15 protein-coding genes are annotated in these 17,588 nt (G+C 71.9%); 12 read left to right on the top strand and 3 right to left on the bottom strand.

Annotation, left to right across the window (positions count from 1 at the left end):
- Positions 1–39: 39 nt before the first annotated feature.
- Entirely contained in the window at positions 40–1,272 is a 1,233-nt protein-coding gene (locus ACLF6P_RS01675; protein WP_415947501.1) for an HTTM domain-containing protein, read from the top strand.
- A 10-nt stretch (positions 1,273–1,282) separates the two neighbouring features.
- Complete coding sequence (locus tag ACLF6P_RS01670; RefSeq protein ID WP_415947474.1) at positions 1,283–2,062, top strand: TrmH family RNA methyltransferase; 780 nt, start codon at positions 1,283–1,285, stop codon at positions 2,060–2,062.
- Positions 2,063–2,109: 47 nt separating this feature from the next.
- Here ACLF6P_RS01670 and paaN read toward each other — a convergent pair whose 3' ends face one another.
- Positions 2,110–3,831 carry a phenylacetic acid degradation protein PaaN gene (gene paaN / locus ACLF6P_RS01665; RefSeq protein ID WP_415947473.1) on the bottom strand — a complete coding sequence of 574 codons (1,722 nt, stop codon included), beginning with the start codon at positions 3,829–3,831 and terminating at the stop codon, positions 2,110–2,112.
- Positions 3,832–4,029: 198 nt separating this feature from the next.
- Between paaN and ACLF6P_RS01660 the strand changes: the two genes are divergently transcribed.
- The gene (locus ACLF6P_RS01660) at positions 4,030–5,598 is read left to right on the top strand and encodes a 3-hydroxyacyl-CoA dehydrogenase (RefSeq protein ID WP_415947472.1); all 1,569 of its coding nucleotides are present in this window, start codon (positions 4,030–4,032) and stop codon (positions 5,596–5,598) included.
- Positions 5,595–6,287 (top strand): TetR/AcrR family transcriptional regulator, encoded by a 693-nt coding sequence (locus ACLF6P_RS01655; protein ID WP_415947471.1) that lies wholly within the window; start codon positions 5,595–5,597, stop codon positions 6,285–6,287. The genes ACLF6P_RS01660 and ACLF6P_RS01655 overlap by 4 nt, the downstream gene beginning before the upstream one ends.
- A gap of 25 nt (positions 6,288–6,312) precedes the next feature.
- On the opposite strand, the gene ACLF6P_RS01650 is transcribed toward ACLF6P_RS01655, so the two are convergent.
- On the bottom strand, positions 6,313–6,870 hold the full coding sequence (locus ACLF6P_RS01650; RefSeq protein ID WP_415947470.1) for an Lrp/AsnC family transcriptional regulator: 558 nt from the start codon (positions 6,868–6,870) through the stop codon (positions 6,313–6,315).
- A 230-nt stretch (positions 6,871–7,100) separates the two neighbouring features.
- On the opposite strand from ACLF6P_RS01650, the gene pdhA reads away from it, so the two are divergent.
- From pdhA to ACLF6P_RS01615, 7 genes are all read left to right on the top strand, one after another.
- On the top strand, positions 7,101–8,231 hold the full coding sequence (gene pdhA, locus ACLF6P_RS01645; protein WP_415947500.1) for a pyruvate dehydrogenase (acetyl-transferring) E1 component subunit alpha: 1,131 nt from the start codon (positions 7,101–7,103) through the stop codon (positions 8,229–8,231).
- Entirely contained in the window at positions 8,228–9,313 is a 1,086-nt protein-coding gene (locus ACLF6P_RS01640) for an alpha-ketoacid dehydrogenase subunit beta (protein ID WP_415947469.1), read from the top strand. The genes pdhA and ACLF6P_RS01640 overlap by 4 nt, the downstream gene beginning before the upstream one ends.
- Complete coding sequence (locus ACLF6P_RS01635) at positions 9,313–10,842, top strand: dihydrolipoamide acetyltransferase family protein (RefSeq protein WP_415947468.1); 1,530 nt, start codon at positions 9,313–9,315, stop codon at positions 10,840–10,842. The genes ACLF6P_RS01640 and ACLF6P_RS01635 overlap by 1 nt, the downstream gene beginning before the upstream one ends.
- A gap of 140 nt (positions 10,843–10,982) precedes the next feature.
- The gene (locus tag ACLF6P_RS01630) at positions 10,983–11,999 is read left to right on the top strand and encodes a DUF6457 domain-containing protein (protein ID WP_415947467.1); all 1,017 of its coding nucleotides are present in this window, start codon (positions 10,983–10,985) and stop codon (positions 11,997–11,999) included.
- A complete protein-coding gene (locus ACLF6P_RS01625) occupies positions 11,996–13,657 on the top strand; it encodes a molybdopterin molybdotransferase MoeA (protein WP_415947466.1) in 1,662 nt (553 codons plus the stop codon). The genes ACLF6P_RS01630 and ACLF6P_RS01625 overlap by 4 nt, the downstream gene beginning before the upstream one ends.
- On the top strand, positions 13,645–14,751 hold the full coding sequence (locus ACLF6P_RS01620) for a potassium channel family protein (protein ID WP_415947465.1): 1,107 nt from the start codon (positions 13,645–13,647) through the stop codon (positions 14,749–14,751). Before ACLF6P_RS01625 ends, ACLF6P_RS01620 begins: the two co-directional genes overlap by 13 nt.
- 31 nt (positions 14,752–14,782) lie before the next feature.
- Complete coding sequence (locus tag ACLF6P_RS01615; protein WP_415947464.1) at positions 14,783–15,760, top strand: NAD(P)H-quinone oxidoreductase; 978 nt, start codon at positions 14,783–14,785, stop codon at positions 15,758–15,760.
- Between the two features lie 306 nt (positions 15,761–16,066).
- On the opposite strand, the gene ACLF6P_RS01610 is transcribed toward ACLF6P_RS01615, so the two are convergent.
- Positions 16,067–16,336 (bottom strand): hypothetical protein, encoded by a 270-nt coding sequence (locus ACLF6P_RS01610; RefSeq protein WP_415947463.1) that lies wholly within the window; start codon positions 16,334–16,336, stop codon positions 16,067–16,069.
- Positions 16,337–16,885: 549 nt separating this feature from the next.
- Between ACLF6P_RS01610 and ACLF6P_RS01605 the strand changes: the two genes are divergently transcribed.
- Positions 16,886–17,428 (top strand): bacterial proteasome activator family protein, encoded by a 543-nt coding sequence (locus tag ACLF6P_RS01605; protein WP_415947462.1) that lies wholly within the window; start codon positions 16,886–16,888, stop codon positions 17,426–17,428.
- Positions 17,429–17,588 lie beyond the last annotated feature (160 nt).

The following is a 17,588-nucleotide window of genomic DNA, read 5'->3' as shown; positions in this document are numbered from 1 at the left end:
CCCCTGGAGTCCACCGGCCCCCTGGAGCCCACCGGCCCCCTGGCCCGCCTCGGCAGATCCCTCGCCGACGGCGTGCTGCGCGTGACGGGAGCCGCGCTCGGCCCGTACCAGAGCGCGATCATCCGGATCGGCTTCTCGCTGACCTGGCTGCTCTTCCTGCTGCGCGAAATCCCCTACCGCCACGAGCTCTACGGCCCCGACGGCCCCTGGGGCTGGGACATGGCGCAGCAGCTGATCGCGGACAACCACGCGTTCACCGTGCTGATGTGGGATTCCGGGCGCGGCTGGTTCGAGGCCGTCTACTTCCTCGCCGTCCTCTCCAGCGCCCTGCTCCTGCTCGGCTGGCGCACCCGCACCATGTCGGTGCTGTTCATGGTGGGTGTCCTGTCGCTGCAGAACCGCAGCGTCTTCATGGGCGACGGCGGCGACAACGTCATCCACCTGATGTCCATCTACCTGGTCTTCACCCAGTGCGGCCGCGTCTGGTCGCTCGACGCCCGCCGCGCGCGCCGCGAGCCCGGCGGGGTGGACCGTATCGGGCCCGCCCTGTGGTCCGCGCTGGGTGCGGTGCTCGTCTTCGCCTCGCTCACCGGCAAATTCGACTGGGACACCGAGCTGCCGTGGAACTGGCCGGTCGTCCCGTATCTCCTGTGGGCTGTGTGGCTGGGCACCGCGCTGAGCTGGTGCATCCGACGGTACGGGGATGAGCAGCCGCGGATCCTCGCGGACATCGTCCGCAACCTGCTGCACAACACCGCACTCGTGGTGATCATGGCCGAGGCCTGTCTGATCTACGCCACCGCCGGCTGGTACAAGATCCAGGGCAGCCGCTGGCAGGACGGCACCGCGGTGCACTACCCGCTGCACCTCGACTACTTCTCGCCCTGGCCCGCCCTCTCCGAACTGCTCGCCTCCTACGCCCTGCCGCTGATGCTGATCACCTATGGCACGGTCGTGGTCCAGGTCGCCTTCCCGTTCACGCTGTTCAACCGGCGGGTCAAGAACGTGCTGCTCGTGGCCATGATCAGCGAGCATGCGGCGATCGCGGTGCTGCTCGGGCTGCCGTTCTTCTCGCTCGCGATGATCGCGGCGGACGCGGTCTTCCTGCCGACGTCGTTCCTGCGCCGTCTCGGCCGCTTCTCCTCGCGGGTGCTGTACGAGGGGATCCTGCCGCGCCGGTACGCGAAGCTGCCGCGGCAGCGGGCTGCCGCCGTGGGCGACGGGGACGGCGGCCACCTGGAGCAGGACGGTACGGAGCACGCCCGCGCGTAGGCTGCTCGCCATGAGCACCAGCAAGGCCGAGAGCGGCGGCGGTGAGCGGGCCGTACGGGCCTGGCGCGCCCTCGCCGCCGACAACTGCGTCCTCCTCGACGGCTTCCACGCCCTGAAGCACGCCCTCCGCTTCGGCGCCGAGATCCCGCTGGTGCTCACCTCGGACCCGGACGGCGCACTGGGGCTCGCCGCGGAGCTCGCCCCGGACGTGGCCGGTGAGCTGGCCGAGCGGGCTGTGCCGGTACCCGAGGATGTGCTGCGCGCTCTCGTCCCCCGGCTGCATCCGACGCGCACCGCCGCGCTGGCGGTGCGCCCTTCGCGTACCGCGCAGCTTGCGGCCCTGTCGGCCCCGTCCCGTACCGCGCCGGTCGTCGTGCTCGACAGTCCGCGCAACCTCGGCAACGCGGGGGCCGTGATCCGGCTCGCCGCCGGGTTCGGGGCGACGGGCGTGGTGACCACGGGCACGCTCGATCCATGGCATCCCACCGTCGTACGGGGGGCGGCCGGGCTGCACTATGCGACGGCCGTGGAGCACCTGGACGTCCCGGAGCTGCCCGAAGGGCCGGTCTTCGCCCTCGATCCCGAGGGCGAAGACATCCGCTCCTTCGCGCTGCCCGACGAGGCGCTGCTCGCCTTCGGCTCGGAGCGCAGCGGGATCTCGCCCGAGCTGCGCGCCCGGGCCGATCATCTGGTCGCGCTGCCGATGCGTCCGCAGGTCTCCAGCTACAACCTGGCGACGAGCGTCGGCATGACGCTGTTCCACTGGTCGGCCGGGCACCAGCTCACGTGAGGTGACAGTGAGGATGAGGCGCCGCGGGTGAGGGGGCCGGACGCCCCCTATGCCTCCCTGCGCACCTCCACCACCCGGAAGCGGTTCGACACGAACGCCCCGTCGCACAGTGCGGCGTTCGCCGCCGGGTTGCCGCCCGAGCCGTGGAAGTCGGAGAACGCGGCGGTCTGGTTGACGTAGACCCCGCCCGTCAGGTTGAGCGAGAGCTGGGCGCACTCCTCCAGGCAGGCCTCCTCCACGGCGCGCTCCACTTCCTCGGAGGTGGTGTACGCGCCGACGGTCATCGCTCCCTTGTCCCGCACGGTCCGCCGCAGCAGCTCCACCGCATCGGCCGAGGAGTCGACGGCGACGGCGAAGGAGACCGGGCCGAAGCACTCGTTCAGATACGCGGCCTCGGCATCGGGCTTGGTGCCGTCGAGCTTGACGATCACAGGCGTACGGACCACCGCGCCCGGGAACTCGGGGTTCGTCACCTCCCGGGTGGGCAGGGCGACCTCGCCCAGTCCGGGCGCTGCGTCGAGGCGGGACTTGACGTCCGGGTTGACCAGCGCGCCGAGCAGCGCGTTGGCGCGGGCGTCGTCGCCGAGGAGGCCGGAGACCGCGCCGGCGAGGTCGGTGACCACCTCGTCGTAGGACTTGGGGCCCGCGTCCGTGGTGATGCCCTCGCGGGGGATCAGCAGGTTCTGCGGGGTGGTGCACATCTGGCCGCTGTAGAGGGAGAGCGAGAAGGCCAGGTTGGCGAGCATGCCCTTGTAGTCGTCGGTGGAGTCGATGACGACGGTGTTGACGCCGGCCTTCTCCGTGTAGACCTGCGCCTGGCGGGCGTTGGTCTCCAGCCAGTCGCCGAAGGCGGTCGAGCCGGTGTAGTCGATGATCCGGACCTCGGGGCGCACCGCGAGCGTTTTGGCGATGCCCTCGCCTGGCCGTTCGGCGGCCAGGCAGACGAGGTTGGGGTCGAAGCCCGCCTCGGCGAGCACCTCGCGCGCCACCTGCACGGTGAGCGCGAGCGGGAGCGCCGCGCGCGGGTGCGGCTTGACCAGGACCGGGTTGCCGGTGGCGAGGGAGGCGAAGAGGCCCGGATAACCGTTCCACGTGGGGAAGGTGTTGCAGCCGATCATCAGCGCGATGCCGCGCGGTACGGCCGTGAACTGCTTGCGCAGGTTCAGCGGATCCCGCTTGCCCTGCGGCTTGCTCCAGTCCGCGGCGGCCGGGGTTCGGGTCTGCTCGGCATACGCGTACGCGACCGCTTCCATGCCGCGGTCCTGCGCGTGCGGGCCGCCCGCCTGGAAGGCCATCATGAAGGCCTGGCCGCTGGTGTGCATCACCGCGTGCGCGAACTCGTGGGTGCGCGCGCTGATCCGGGCGAGGATCTCCAGACACACGTGGGCCCGGGTCTCGGGGCCCGCGTCGCGCCAGGCCGGGATCGCCGCGCGCATCGCAGGGAGCAGCACATCCGGATCGGCGTGCGGGTACTCGACGCCCAGCTCGATCCCGTACGGCGACATCTCACCGCCGGAGCCCTGGCCGCCCACCCAGCCGTCGGTGCCCGGTTGGCCCAGGTCGAGCCGGCTGCCGAGCAGTGCGTCGAAGGCGGCCTTGCCCTCGGCCGCGCTCAGGCTTCCTTCCGGGCCGGAGCCCTCTCCGTACGCCTTCGGGTGCTCGGGGTGCGGGGACCAGTACGCGCGGGTGGCGATCGCGTCCAGGGCCTTGAAGAGGGTGGGGCTGTGCTTCTCGGTCAGCTGGTGTGCGGTGAGCTGGGCGGCGGCCATGGAGACCAACTCCTCCTCCTGCCGGTTCGACGCCGGACCGGCGAGCTGGGGCGGTGATGTGTGTGACGGCTGCTGGGCAGGAACGTGCGACGAGAGCTAGAGTAACCGAACGATCGGTCGGGACAAGAGGGTCCGTCGAACCTGTGGACAACGGGACCGCTTGGCCTGTGGATAACTCAGTGCGGGAGGATCGCGAACATGACAGCACTCGACCGCACCACACCCGTCGCCGTGGTCGGCACCGGCACGATGGGCCAGGGCATCGCCCATGTCGCCCTGCTCGCCGGGCATCCCGTATTTCTGTATGACGCATTGCCCGGGCGCGCGGCCGAAGCCGCCGAGGTGATCTCCCGCCGTCTGGAGCGGATGGTCGAGAAGGGCCGGATCACGCCCGAGAGGCGGGACGACGCGCGCGGCCGGCTCATCCCGACGGGCGCGATCGGCGAGCTTGCGGGCTGCGGACTCGTCGTGGAGGCGATCCTCGAACACGTCGAGGCGAAGCAGGCGCTCTTCCGGGAGCTGGAGGAGTCCGTCGCCGACGACTGTCTGCTCGCCACCAACACCTCCTCGCTGTCCGTCACACAGATCGCGGGCGCGCTGCGGCTGCCCGGCCGCTTCGTCGGTCTGCACTTCTTCAACCCGGCGCTGCTGCTTCCGCTCGTCGAGGTCGTCAGCGGCTTCGCGACCGACGCACAGGCGGCCGAGCGCGCGTACGAGACGGCGCTGGCCTGGGGCAAGTCACCCGTCCGCTGCTCCGACACCCCCGGATTCATCGTCAACCGCCTCGCGCGCCCCTTCTATGCGGAGGCGTTCCGCCTCTACGAGGAGCGCGTGGCCGATCCGGCCACGATCGACGCGGTCCTGCGTGAGAGCGGCGGCTTCAAAATGGGGCCGTTCGAGCTCACGGACCTGATCGGCCAGGACGTCAACGAGGCGGTGACGCGCTCCGTCTGGGAGTCCTTCCACCACGATCCGAAGTTCCCGCCCTCGCTCGCGCAGCGCAGGCTCGTGCAGTCGGGGCGGCTCGGGCGGAAGTCGGGGCAGGGCTGGTTCTCGTACGGGACGGGCGCGGCGGACGGCAAGAACGCGGCGGACCGCAAGCCGGCGCAGCCGCCCGTACCGCGCACCGAACCGCTGTGCGAGGCGCCGGAGGCGGTCACGATCCGTCCGGACCTCGGCCCCGCGGCCGAGCTGACCGAGCTGATTCGCGAGGCCGGGATCAAGGTGAACCTCGACGACGTACTCGAGGTCTCCCCGGGACAGGGGACGATCACCCTCCCGTACGGCACCCAACTCGGCCTCGTCGACGGCAGTCTGTCCACCGGCCAGGTGCCCGACGACCACATACTCTTCGACCTCGCGCTCGACTACCGCAGCTGTACGCGGATCGCCCTGGCACCGGGCCAGGAGGTCGTGGAACGCGACCTGCGGTACGCGATCGGGCTCTTCCAGAAGCTCGGCAAGAAGGTCAGCGTCATCGGTGACGCCTCGGGCATGATCGTGGCGCGCACGGTCGCCCGTCTGGTCGACCTCGCCATGGACGCCGTGGCGCAGGGTGTGGCGAGCGCCGAGGACATCGACACCGCGATGAAACTGGGCGTCAACTATCCCCTCGGCCCGCTGGAGTGGGCCGAGGGGCTCGGTTCGCCCTGGGTGCGCGATCTCCTCGAGGCCATGCACCGGTGTCACCGGTCCGACGGCTGCTACGCCCCGAGCCCCGCCCTGCACCGCCACGCGGCCCTGTATGAGAAGCGGTCCTCCCGATGAAACCGACGAACCACACGAAGAACCAGGCGGCGAACCACACGACGAACCAGGCGGCCGGCCACGCGACAAGCCGCACGACGGGCCAGGGGCCTGGCCCGGCAGGCGGCGCCAAGCGCGATACGTACACGCCCGAGACCCTCCTCGCCGTGGCCGTCCAGGTCTTCAACGAGCGCGGCTACGACGGCACCTCCATGGAGCACCTCTCCAAGGCGGCCGGGATCTCCAAGTCCTCGATCTACCACCATGTCTCCGGCAAGGAGGAGCTGCTGCGCCGCGCGGTGAGCCGCGCGCTCGACGGTCTCTTCGGCATCCTCGACGAACAGGGCGCACGCGAGGGCCGGGCCGTGGAGCGGCTCGAATACGTGACGCGGCGCATGGTCCGCGTCCTGACCGACGAACTGCCGTACGTGACGCTGCTGCTGCGCGTCCGCGGCAACACCGGGACCGAACGCTGGGCCATGGAGCGCCGCCGCGACTTCGACCACCGGGTCGCCGACCTCCTGAAGTCCGCGATCGCGGAGGGCGACCTGCGCGGGGATGTGGAGGCCCGCCTGGCGACCCGCCTCCTCTTCGGCATGATCAACTCCCTGGTGGAGTGGTTCCGCCCGGACCCTCGCGGCACGGACGGCGAGGAAATCGCCGAAGCCGTCATCCAGCTGGCCTTCCGCGGCCTGCGGGTGGAGGACTGACCGCTCACCCCTGAGGAGCCGGATCTCACCCCTGAGGAGCCGGATCCAGGTCCGTCTCCTCGAACACCAGCAGCGTCCGCGTGCTCAGGATTTCCGGGATCGACTGCAGCCGGGTCAGGACGAGTTCCCGCAGGGTGCGGTTGTCCGGGGTGTGGACGAGGAGCAGTACGTCGAAATCGCCGCTGACCAGCGCGATGTGTGCCGCACCCGGCAGGGCGCGCAGCTGCTCGCGGACCGTGCGCCAGGAGTTCTGGACGATCTTCAGGGTGATGTACGCGGAGGCGCCCTGGCCTGCCCGTTCGTGGTTGATGCGGGCGCCGAAGCCGCGGATCACCCGGTCGTCGATGAGGCGGTTGATACGGGCGTAGGCGTTGGCGCGGGAGACGTGGACGCGTTCGGCCACGGAGCGTATCGAGGCGCGACCGTCCGTCTGCAGTATCCGCAGGATCGACCGGTCGATGGAGTCGAGCGGTCGCGGCGGTTCCTCCATGCCGTCCGTCGCGAGGGCGGCGGGCTGCTCGGGTGCCCGTCCGGTTCCGGATCCGGTTCCGCTTCCGTCTTCGGCCATTCGTTCAGATGCCATGTCCCCCCGCCTCCCTACCATGGACGTTATGCGTCTATCCCAGGCTGTGGAGAACCGTTTGTCCACAGCCTGGAGGGGCCTGTAGCCAAAATGTGCCGACGACCGAACAATCGGTTGGTGAGGCGCATCACAACCGCGCTGCCGAAGGCTGCTCCCACGAGGAGCGGCCACACCGCTCCCACAAGGAGGTGCAAGCGGTGTCCACGCGCACGAAACACAGCACACCGGTGATGGAGCAGCGGGAGGCCGGCCGCCCCACGCCGCCGCCCGCCTGGAAGCCCCGCACGGACCCCGCTCCGCTGCTGCCGGACCCGGAGCCCTACCGGGTGCTCGGCACGGGCAGGGCGAAGGAAGCCGACTCCGAGCTGCTCCTGAAGCTGTACGGCGAGCTGGTGCGCGGGCGGAGATACAACGCGCAGGCGACCGCCCTCACCAAGCAGGGCCGCCTCGCCGTCTATCCGTCGACCACCGGCCAGGAGGCCGCCGAGATCGCCGCGGCGCTGGTCATGGAAGAGCGGGACTGGCTGTTCCCCTCCTACCGCGACACGCTCGCCGCCGTGGCCCGCGGCCTCGACCCCGTGCAGGCGCTGGGCCTGCTGCGCGGCGACTGGCACACCGGCTACGACCCGTACGAACATCGCATCGCGCCGCTGAGCACCCCGCTCGCCACCCAGCTCCCGCATGCCGTGGGCCTCGCCCACGCCGCCCGCCTCAAGGGCGATGACGTCGTGGCGCTCGCCATGGTGGGCGACGGCGGCACCAGCGAGGGCGACTTCCACGAGGCGCTGAACTTCGCGGCCGTGTGGAAGGCCCCGGTCGTCTTCCTCGTCCAGAACAACGGCTTCGCGATCTCCGTACCGCTCGCCAAGCAGACCGCCGCCCCGTCGCTGGCCCACAAGGCCGTCGGCTACGGGATGCCGGGCCGCCTGGTCGACGGGAACGACGCGGCCGCGCTGCACGAAGTGCTCGGCGAGGCCGTGCGCCGGGCGCGCTCCGGCGAGGGCCCCACGCTCGTGGAGGCAGTCACGTACCGCATGGACGCGCACACCAATGCCGACGACGCGAGTCGATACCGCAGCGAGGCCGAGGTCGAGACCTGGCGCGGACATGACCCGATCGATCTGATGGAGCGCGAGCTGACCGGCCGCGGACTGCTCGACGAAGAGCGGATCGAGGCCGTACGGGAGGACGCGGAGGAGTTCGCGGCCCGGCTGCGCCAGGGGATGAACGCGGATCCGGTGCTCGATCCCATGGACCTGTTCACCCATGTGTACGCCGAGCAGACCAGCCAACTGCGTGAGCAGGCAGCCCAGTTGCGGGCCGAGCTGGATGCGGAATCGGAAGCGGAGCAGCAGCGATGACCACGGCCACCACCGCCGGCACCGCCAAGAAGGCCGGCAGCAAGCCGGCCACGATGGCGCAGGCCCTGCAGCGGGCGCTGCGGGACTCGCTCGCCGAGGACCCGAACGTCCATGTCATGGGCGAGGACGTCGGCACGCTCGGCGGCGTCTTCCGGATCACCGACGGACTCGCCGAGGAGTTCGGCGAGGACCGCGTCACCGACACCCCGCTCGCCGAGGCGGGCATCCTCGGCACCGCGGTCGGCATGGCCATGTACGGGCTGCGGCCCGTCGTGGAGATGCAGTTCGACGCCTTCGCCTACCCGGCCTTCGAGCAGCTGATCTCGCATGTCTCGCGGATGCGCAACCGCACCAAGGGCGCGATGGGCCTCCCGCTGACCATCCGGGTGCCGTACGGCGGCGGGATCGGCGGCGTCGAGCACCACAGCGACTCCTCCGAGGCGTATTACATCGCCACCCCCGGCCTGCATGTCGTCGCCCCGGCCACGGTCGAGGACGCCTACGGGCTGCTGCGGGCGTCCATCGCCTCGGACGATCCGGTGATCTTCCTGGAGCCCAAGCGCCTCTACTGGTCGAAGGATTCCTGGAACCCCGAGGCGCCGACGGCCGTTGAACCGATAGGCAAGGCGGCGGTGCGCAGGACGGGGCGCAGCGCCACACTCATCACGTACGGGCCCTCGGTCCCGGTCTGCATGGAGGCGGCCGAGGCGGCGAAGGCGGAGGGGTGGGATCTCGAAGTCGTGGACCTGCGCTCGCTCGTGCCCTTCGACGACGAGACGGTCTGCGCCTCCGTGCGGCGCACGGGCCGGGCGGTGATCGTGCACGAGTCGAGCGGGTTCGGCGGGCCCGGCGGCGAGATCGCCGCGCGGGTCACCGAGCGGTGCTTCCACCACCTGGAGGCGCCGGTGCTGCGGGTCGCAGGCTTCGACATCCCGTATCCGCCGCCGATGCTGGAGCGGCATCATCTGCCCGGCGTGGACCGGATTCTGGACGCGGTGGCGCGGCTGCAGTGGGAGGCGGAGGGGCCGGTCGGCCCGGCGGCCTCCTCGGGCCTGTCGGATTCCACGGGGGGTGTCGGCTGATGGCGCAGGTGCTCGAGTTCAAGCTGCCCGATCTCGGTGAAGGGCTCACCGAGGCGGAGGTCGTCCGCTGGCTGGTGGCGGTGGGCGATGTCGTCACCATCGACCAGCCGGTGGTCGAGGTGGAGACGGCCAAGGCGATGGTCGAGGTGCCGTGCCCATACGCCGGGGTGGTGACGGCCCGCTTCGGTGAGGAGGGGGCGGAACTCCCGGTGGGCGCACCGCTGTTGACGGTGGCCGTCGGGGCTTCGTCCGGGGCGGATGTCGAGGCCGGTACCGGGGCCTCGGATGGTGCTGCGGGTGCTGCCAAGGGGGCGGCCGGGGGCGCCGAGGCCGGTGAGGCCGAGGGGTCCGGGAACGTTCTGGTCGGGTACGGCACGGGAGCCGCGCCCGCGCGTCGGCGGCGGGTACGGGCGGCTTCGGGGGCGGGGGGCGGTTCCGCGCCCGACTCCGGGGCTTCACCCGCGCCCGCGTCCAGGTCCGTCGCCGCACCCGAGTCGGCGCCTGCGCCCGCGGCGGCGTCTGCTTCCGTGCCCTCGTCTGCGTCTGCGTCTGCGTCCGCGGCCGGGCCGGGGGCCGCGTTCACGGGCGCCGGATCCGTGGATGCCGGTTTCGAGGGGCCCGTCCCCGTGATCTCCCCTCTCGTACGGAGGCTGGCACGGGAGCACGGTCTTGATCTGCGGGAGATGACCGGATCGGGGCCCGAGGGGCTGATCCTGCGCGCCGATGTCGAATCCGCCGTACGGGCGGCCGAGCAGCGGGCCCACGCCGCTGCCCCCTCCGCCGCCTCGGCCACCGGCTCCACCGCCTCCTCCAGCGCGCCCGTGACGCACCGCGGCGCGGAGGGTACGCGGATCCCGCTGCGTGGCGTACGGGGTGCCGTGGCCGACAAGCTGTCGCGCAGCCGGCGCGAGATACCCGACGTCACGGTCTGGGTGGACGCCGATGCCACGGAGCTGATGGCCGCGCGCACGACGATGAACGCGGCGGGCGGGCCGAAGATCTCGCTGCTCGCGTTGTTCGGGCGGATCTGCACGGCTGCGCTCGCCCGCTACCCGGAGCTCAACTCCACGGTGGACGTGGGCGCCCGGGAGATCATCCGGCTCGACCGGGTGCACCTCGGCTTCGCCGCGCAGACCGAACGCGGTCTCGTGGTGCCCGTGGTGAAGGACGCGCACACCAGGGACGCCGAGTCGCTGAGCGCCGAGTTCGCCCGCCTGACCGAGCAGGCCAGACAGGGGCGGCTCGGGCCCGCCGAGCTGACGGGCGGCACGTTCACGCTCAACAACTACGGTGTGTTCGGCGTCGACGGCTCCACACCGATCATCAACCACCCCGAGGCAGCGATGCTCGGCATCGGGCGGATCGTGGCCAGGCCCTGGGTGCACCAGGGGGAGTTGGCCGTGCGCCGGGTGGTCCAGATGTCGCTCACCTTCGACCACCGGGTGTGCGACGGGGGTACGGCGGGCGGGTTCCTGCGGTACGTGGCGGACTGTGTGGAGCAGCCGGCGGTGTTGCTGCGGAGCCTGTGAGGCGGCGGCTGCCGTTGCCCGTGGGGCACCGGTGCCGTTTCCTGTGGGGCACCGGGTGCGGGCACGTAGTGACGTAAGTCCCTCCGCGTCCGACCGCCCGAGGGGGCCGCAGAGATCCACCGTGCCTTCATACTCGTCGGGTGACCGCGTATGACGCCGTAGTGCTGGCCGGAGGCGCCGCCAAGCGCCTCGGCGGTGTGGACAAGCCCGCCGTGCAGGTGGGCGGGCGTGCCCTGCTCGACCGGGTGCTCGCCGCCTGCGCGGCGGCGGGCACCACGGTCGTCGTCGCGCCGCCGCGGTCCACGTCGCGGCCCGTCGTATGGGCGCGCGAGGACCCGCCGGGCGGCGGGCCGCTGGCCGCGCTGGCGGCGGGCGTCGAGGCGCTGGAGCGGGCGGAGGCCCTGCGGGCGCGGGGAGAGCCTGTGCGGGAGCGGGCAGACGCCGTGCGGGGACAGGCGGCCGACCCTCTCGTCCTGGTGCTCTCCGCCGACCTCCCTTTCCTCGCCGACTCCACTGTCGGCCTTCTCCTCGGCGCGCTCGAAGCCGCCGGGACGCCCGTCGACGGTGCGCTGTTCACCGATGCGGGCGGGCGTGATCAGCCTCTCGTCGCCGTCTACCGGCGTTCGGCGCTGCGGCGCGGGCTCGACCGGCTGTACGCCGAGCACGATGGTTTCACCGGGCTGCCGCTCAGACTGCTGACCACCGGACTCGCGCTCACCCGGGTGAGCGAGCCGGAGGACTCCCGTGCCGCGTTCGACTGCGACACCTGGGAGGACATCGCCGAAGCCCGGGCACGGATCAGGGAGCATGAACGCGTGCTGGATGAATGGATCACCGCAGTCAAGGACGAACTGGGTCTCGACCTGGACGTCGACACCGCCCTGCTCCTCGACCTCGCGCGCGATGCCGCCCACGGCGTCGCCCGGCCCGCGGCGCCGCTGACGACCTTCCTGGTCGGCTACGCGGCGGCCCGCGCGGGCGGCGGCCCCGAGGCGGTCGCCGAGGCGGGCCGCAAGGCCGTGGCCCTCGCGGCCCGCTGGGCCGACGAGGACCGACCGGACGGGGACCAGGCGCGAGCGGACCGCCCGGCCGCGGACCGCCCGGCCGCGGACCAGCCGGACGTGGACCGTCCCGGGCAGAAGCCGGCCGCCGAATGACCGCGCATCCCGTGCCCGGTCCGGGCCGCCGCCGCAGCCCGGACAGCGCGCCGCCGCGCCGGTATTCGGCACCGAGTGAGCACCTCCCCGCCGAGGACTCCGACCCGGAGGTCGACGAGGCCCTCGCCCTGGTCAACGAGGTGTCCGGGCACAGGGGTTCGCCTGTTGGTCCGGCTGGGCGTTCCGCCCAGGACCCGGACCCCACGTACGCCGACCGTCCGGAACACCAGCCGCACCCCACCCACCCGGGCCACCAGCCGCCTTCCGGTCAGCACGGCCACTCCGGTCAGCACGGCCACTCCGGCGACTCGGCTCACCGGAAACCCCGTCACCCGCACGCCACCCCCTGGCCGCAAGCCCGCACCCGCGCCACCCGAGCCGCCGCCGAGGCAGCCCGCGCCACCCGACCCGCCGCGCAGGCCACCCAGGCCACCCCCCGGACCACCCAGGGCTCCCTCGCCACCCCCCGGACCACCCAGGGCTCCCACACCCACACCGCCACCCCGACCCCCCTCCCCCTCGACGCGAGCCTCGGCCACACCCTCGCCACCCCCCTCACCGCCCTCACCGACCTCCCCTCCTTCGACACCTCCGCCATGGACGGCTGGGCCGTGGCGGGGCCGGGCCCCTGGGATGTGCGTCCCGACGCGCTTCTCGCCGGGCACGACCGCCCCAGTCCGCTTGCGGACGGCGAGGCGGTACGGATCGCCACCGGCGCCCGCGTGCCGCAGGAGGCCACGGCCGTCCTGCGCAGCGAGCACGGGGTGATGGACGAACACGGCGGGCTGCACCCGCAGCGCGAGGTCGTGCCCGGCCAGGACATCCGCCCGCGCGGCCAGGAGTGCCGCAGCGGTGAGCAGTTGCTGCCCGCGGGCGCCCTGGTCACGCCCGCCGTCCTCGGCCTCGCGGCCGCCGCGGGCTACGACAGTCTCGAGGTCGCCGCCCGGCCGAAGGCCGAGGTGCTGATCCTGGGCGATGAGCTGCTGACCGAGGGGCTTCCCCAGGAGGGGCTGATCCGGGACGCACTCGGCCCGATGCTGCCGCCCTGGCTGCGCAGCCTCGGCGCCGAGGTGATCTCCGTACGGCGCCTCGGCGACGATGCGAACGCCCTGCTCAAGGCGGTAGAGGAGTCCCCCGCGGACCTCGTCGTGACTACCGGCGGCACCGCGTCAGGACCGGTCGACCACGTGCACCCGACCCTGCGCAGGCTCGGCGCCGAACTCCTCGTGGACGGCGTGCAGGTGCGCCCCGGCCATCCGATGCTCCTGGCCGCTCTGCCCGGCGGCCGCCACCTCGTGGGCCTGCCCGGGAACCCGCTCGCCGCGGTCTCCGGTCTGCTCACCCTCGCCGAGCCGCTGCTGCGCCGCCTCGGTGGCCGCCCGGCCCCCGCGCCGTATTACGCTCCCACCCGGGACGAGATCCAGGGCCACCCGTACGACACCCGCCTCGTGCCGGTCGTCCTGCGTGGCGAGCGCCCGGAACAAGCCGTACCGCTGCACTACAACGGGCCCGCGATGCTGCGCGGGATCGCTGCCGCCGACGCGCTCGCGGTGGTGCCGCCGGGCGGGGCGATGCCCGGGCAGGAACTGGAGATCCTCGACCTGCCATGGGCGCTGTCACCGCTGTTGCAGCTGTCACCGGAGGGATGTTTCACGTGAAACAGCACGGCAGAGACGTGATGGCGCGCGAGGCCGAGGAACGCCTCGTCAACGCCCGCGTCCATCTGCCCAAACGCGTCGTCGAACGGCCGCTGCGGCAGGTCGCCAAGCGCGTCGGCATGGCGCTGACGATCCTGTTCACGACAGCGATGCTCGTCTGGCTGGACCGCGGCGGCTACAGCGACAGCGTCGACGGCGAGGTCGACCTGCTCGACGCCTTCTACTACGCGACGGTCACCCTCTCCACCACCGGCTACGGCGATATCGCCCCGGCCAGCGATTTCGCCCGTATCGTCAACATCTTCATCGTCACACCCCTGCGTGTGTTCTTCCTGATCATCCTGGTCGGCACCACTCTCGAGGTCCTCACCGAGCGCACCCGGGAGGAGTGGCGGCTGAACCGTTGGAGGTCCTCCTTGCGTGACCACACCGTCGTCATCGGCTTCGGTACCAAGGGCCGTTCGGCGATCCAGACCCTGTGCGCCACGGGTCTGAAGAAGACGCAGATCGTGGTGGTCGACCCCAGCAGCAAGGTGATCGAGGCGGCCACCGCCGAGGGGTTCGTCGGCATCGTCGGCGATGCGACCCGCAGCGATGTCCTGCTCCACGCCGAGTTGCAGAAGGCCAACCAGATCGTCGTCGCACCCCAGCGCGACGACACGGCGGTCCTGGTCACGCTCACCGCCCGCCAGCTGAACCGGCGCGCGAAGATCGTCGCGGCGGTACGGGAGGAGGAGAACGCACCGCTCCTGAGCCAGTCCGGCGCCGACGCGGTCATCACCAGCGCGAGCGCGGCCGGGCGGCTGCTCGGCCTCTCGGTGCTCAGCCCCAGTGCGGGCACGGTCATGGAGGACCTGATCCAGCAGGGCTCCGGGCTCGATCTGGTGGAGCGGCCGGTGATAAAGGCCGAGGTCGGCAAGAGCGTGCGCGAGACGGAGGACCTGGTGGTCAGCGTTCTGCGCGGGCACCGGCTGCTCGCCTACGACGACCCGGCGGCCTCCCCACTGGAGCTGACGGACCGTCTCATCACCATCGTCCGCGCGACGCCTTCGGCTCCGCAGCGGCCGGATACGCGACCGTTGCCGCAGCAGTAGGAGGCAGGGGCCGACGAGTAGCCTCGGCCTCATGTTTGCGATCACGATCCCTGAACCCGGTGGACCCGAAGCGCTCCAGTGGGCCGAGGTCCCCGATCCCGTGCCGGCCGAGGGCGAGGTGCTCGTCGAGGTGGCCGCGAGTGCGGTCAACCGTGCCGATCTGCTGCAGCGCAAGGGCTTCTACAACCCGCCGCCCGGGTCGTCCCCGTACCCGGGCCTGGAGTGTTCCGGGCGGATCGCCGCACTCGGGCCCGGCGTGAGCGGCTGGGCGGTCGGCGACGAGGTGTGCGCGCTGCTCGCGGGTGGCGGCTACGCCGAGCAAGTGGCCGTACCGGCCGGGCAGTTGCTGCCGATTCCCGACGGGGTCGACCTGGTGACCGCGGCCGCGCTGCCCGAGGTCGTCTCGACCGTCTGGTCGAACGTGTTCATGGTGGCCCATCTGCGCCCCGGCGAGACGCTGTTGGTGCACGGCGGGGCCAGCGGCATCGGCACGATGGCCATCCAGCTCGCGAAGGCCGTGGGCGCGAGGGTCGCGGTGACGGCGGGCGGCAAGGAGAAGCTGGAGCGCTGCGCGGAACTCGGCGCGGACATCCTGATCGACTACCGCGAACAGGACTTCGTCGAAGAGCTGAAGGCCGCGACGGACGGCGCGGGCGCGGACGTCATCCTCGACATCATGGGCGCGAAGTACCTCGACCGGAACGTGCAGGCCCTGGCCGTGAGCGGTCGGCTCGCCATCATCGGGCTGCAGGGCGGGGTGAAGGGCGAGCTGAACCTCAACACGCTGCTCGGCAAGCGGGCCGCGATCACCGCGACCTCGCTGCGGGGGCGTCCGCTCGGCGAGAAGGCCTCGATCGTGGCGGCCGTGCGGGAGCATGTGTGGCCGCTGATCGGCGCGGGGCGGATCAGGCCGGTGATCGACCGGACGCTGCCGATGAGCGAGGCGTCCGAGGCGCACCGGGTCCTGGAGCAGGGCGGGCATGTGGGGAAGGTGCTGCTCATTCGCTGAGGCGGTGCGGGTCATACGTTGAGGCGGTGCCGGTCGTGGGTTGAGGCATGCGCCGTGCGGGCGCCCCCCGGTCCTGGTGGCCCAGAATCGGCCGAGATGCCGGAAATCTCACGTCATGTGACGCTGGCGGTACGGCTTCTTGGCGTTCTTTGCGTTCTTGGCGATCCGGACCGGGAGGGGGCGGACCATGAGCGGACGGTTCAGGGATCTGCTGCTGATGGTGGGGCTCGTCCTGCTGCCCGTCGCGCTGGTCTGTCTGCCCCTCCCGCGGGCGTACGGGATCTCTCAGGTGCATGGGAGCGGCTCCTACGTGGGTGAGTCGGCCGCCCGCTCCGAACGGCCGGCCACGCCCGGGGTGGAGGCATCCAGGGCGGGGAGCCGGCCGGGTGAGGGGCGGGAGCGGCCTGGGCGGGAGGTGCGGCGGGGGGCGTCGTCGGAGCCGCCGTCGGCGCCCGAGCCCACGTCGGTGCCCGCGCCCATGTCGGTGCCCGCGTCCACGTCCGCGCCTGTGCCCACGCCCACGTCCGTGCCCGTTGTGCCGAGGGCGACGCCCGCGTCCACGTCCACTGTGGACACGGAGGCTTTGCCTCAGCGTCTCGGTCAGGTTCCCCGGGGTGCGGCGGCTCAGGACATGGGCGGTGCGTCGGGGGCCGGTATGGGGCGGGGGGATGCGGCCCCGGTCGTTCTGCCGTTGGGCACGGGGCTGGTGTTGATCGGGTTGGGGCTGGGGTCGCTGGCGGTGCGGCTTCGGCGCGGATGAGTTTTTCCCCACCCCGCCCCTTCCCGAAGCCGGGGGCGTAGCCCCCGGACCTCTGGGGGCACCCACGGGGTGGGCGGGGCCCAGGGGTGGGCGGGTCCGCTTGTGCGGGGCACCCACGGGGTGGGTGGGACACCTGGGGCTTCGCCCCTTGCCCCCTCTCGCGCTGAACGCGCTCGTCCTCAAACGCCGGACGGGCTGAGATTGCTGGACCGGGCTCGTTCTGGGCTCCGGGGCGGGCTGAGATTGCTGGACCGGGTCTGTCCTGGAAGCCCGGGCGGGCGCTGACGGTTGTGCCCAGAGCGCCTTGGTCACCCGACAGTGGGGTGCCGCCCCAGCGGGGGGTCGGTGTGGGACAGAATGGCGGTATGGAGATGCCGAGGAACGACAGGTCACCGGAGAACCCTCAGATCCTGGTCGTGGGCCAGGACGGAATGGCTCTCGGCGGGGGCGATGGCGACGAGGAGTCCCGGGAGGTCCCGGTGACGGACATGGTCGAGCAGCCCGCCAAGGTCATGCGCATCGGCAGCATGATCAAGCAGCTTCTGGAGGAAGTGCGGGCGGCACCTCTGGACGAGGCGAGCCGCGCGCGGCTCAAGGACATTCACAAGAGTTCGGTCAAGGAGCTCGAGGACGGCCTCGCGCCCGAGCTGGTCGAGGAACTGGAGCGCCTGAGCCTCCCGTTCACCGACGGGGCGACCCCGACGGATGCCGAACTGCGGATCGCGCAGGCCCAGTTGGTCGGCTGGCTGGAGGGTCTTTTCCACGGCATCCAGACCACGCTGTTCGCCCAGCAGATGGCGGCCCGCGCCCAGTTGGAGCAGATGCGCCGCGCCCTGCCCCCGGGCGCCGGCGGCCACGAGGAGGAAGAGGGCGGAACGGCGGGCCGCACCGGAGGCCCGTACCTCTAGGGGTGTCCGGCGGATCAGGCCGCCATCGGACTGCGGCGCCTTGAAGGCCTGGTGGGAGTTTCAGGTCGAAGTGTGACGCGGGAGGCCCGGCCGGATGAAGGATTCGACGCTGACTCTGTCGGGGATCTTGAGGATCCCCGGCGGGGCAGCGTGATCAACG

The sequence above is a fragment of the Streptomyces lothianensis genome, from assembly GCF_047779955.1.
In the GTDB taxonomy this organism is placed as follows: Bacteria; Actinomycetota; Actinomycetes; order Streptomycetales; family Streptomycetaceae; genus Streptomyces.
The sequence above is the reverse complement of the archived record's forward strand: the minus strand, read 5'-3'. Positions and strand labels throughout refer to the sequence as shown.

Bases quoted from the DNA above. Each gene is read 5' to 3' on its own strand.
- ACLF6P_RS01615 (WP_415947464.1), top strand. From the start codon at position 14,783: ATGTTTGCGATCACGATCCCTGAACCCGGTGGACCCGAAGCGCTCCAG.
- pdhA (WP_415947500.1), top strand. From the start codon at position 7,101: ATGGAGCAGCGGGAGGCCGGCCGCCCCACGCCGCCGCCCGCCTGGAAG.
- paaN (WP_415947473.1), bottom strand. From the start codon at position 3,831: ATGGCCGCCGCCCAGCTCACCGCACACCAGCTGACCGAGAAGCACAGC.
- ACLF6P_RS01605 (WP_415947462.1), top strand. From the start codon at position 16,886: ATGGAGATGCCGAGGAACGACAGGTCACCGGAGAACCCTCAGATCCTG.
- ACLF6P_RS01625 (WP_415947466.1), top strand. From the start codon at position 11,996: ATGACCGCGCATCCCGTGCCCGGTCCGGGCCGCCGCCGCAGCCCGGAC.
- ACLF6P_RS01660 (WP_415947472.1), top strand. From the start codon at position 4,030: ATGACAGCACTCGACCGCACCACACCCGTCGCCGTGGTCGGCACCGGC.
- ACLF6P_RS01655 (WP_415947471.1), top strand. From the start codon at position 5,595: ATGAAACCGACGAACCACACGAAGAACCAGGCGGCGAACCACACGACG.
- ACLF6P_RS01670 (WP_415947474.1), top strand. From the start codon at position 1,283: ATGAGCACCAGCAAGGCCGAGAGCGGCGGCGGTGAGCGGGCCGTACGG.
- ACLF6P_RS01635 (WP_415947468.1), top strand. From the start codon at position 9,313: ATGGCGCAGGTGCTCGAGTTCAAGCTGCCCGATCTCGGTGAAGGGCTC.
- ACLF6P_RS01640 (WP_415947469.1), top strand. From the start codon at position 8,228: ATGACCACGGCCACCACCGCCGGCACCGCCAAGAAGGCCGGCAGCAAG.
- ACLF6P_RS01650 (WP_415947470.1), bottom strand. From the start codon at position 6,870: ATGGCATCTGAACGAATGGCCGAAGACGGAAGCGGAACCGGATCCGGA.
- ACLF6P_RS01620 (WP_415947465.1), top strand. From the start codon at position 13,645: ATGTTTCACGTGAAACAGCACGGCAGAGACGTGATGGCGCGCGAGGCC.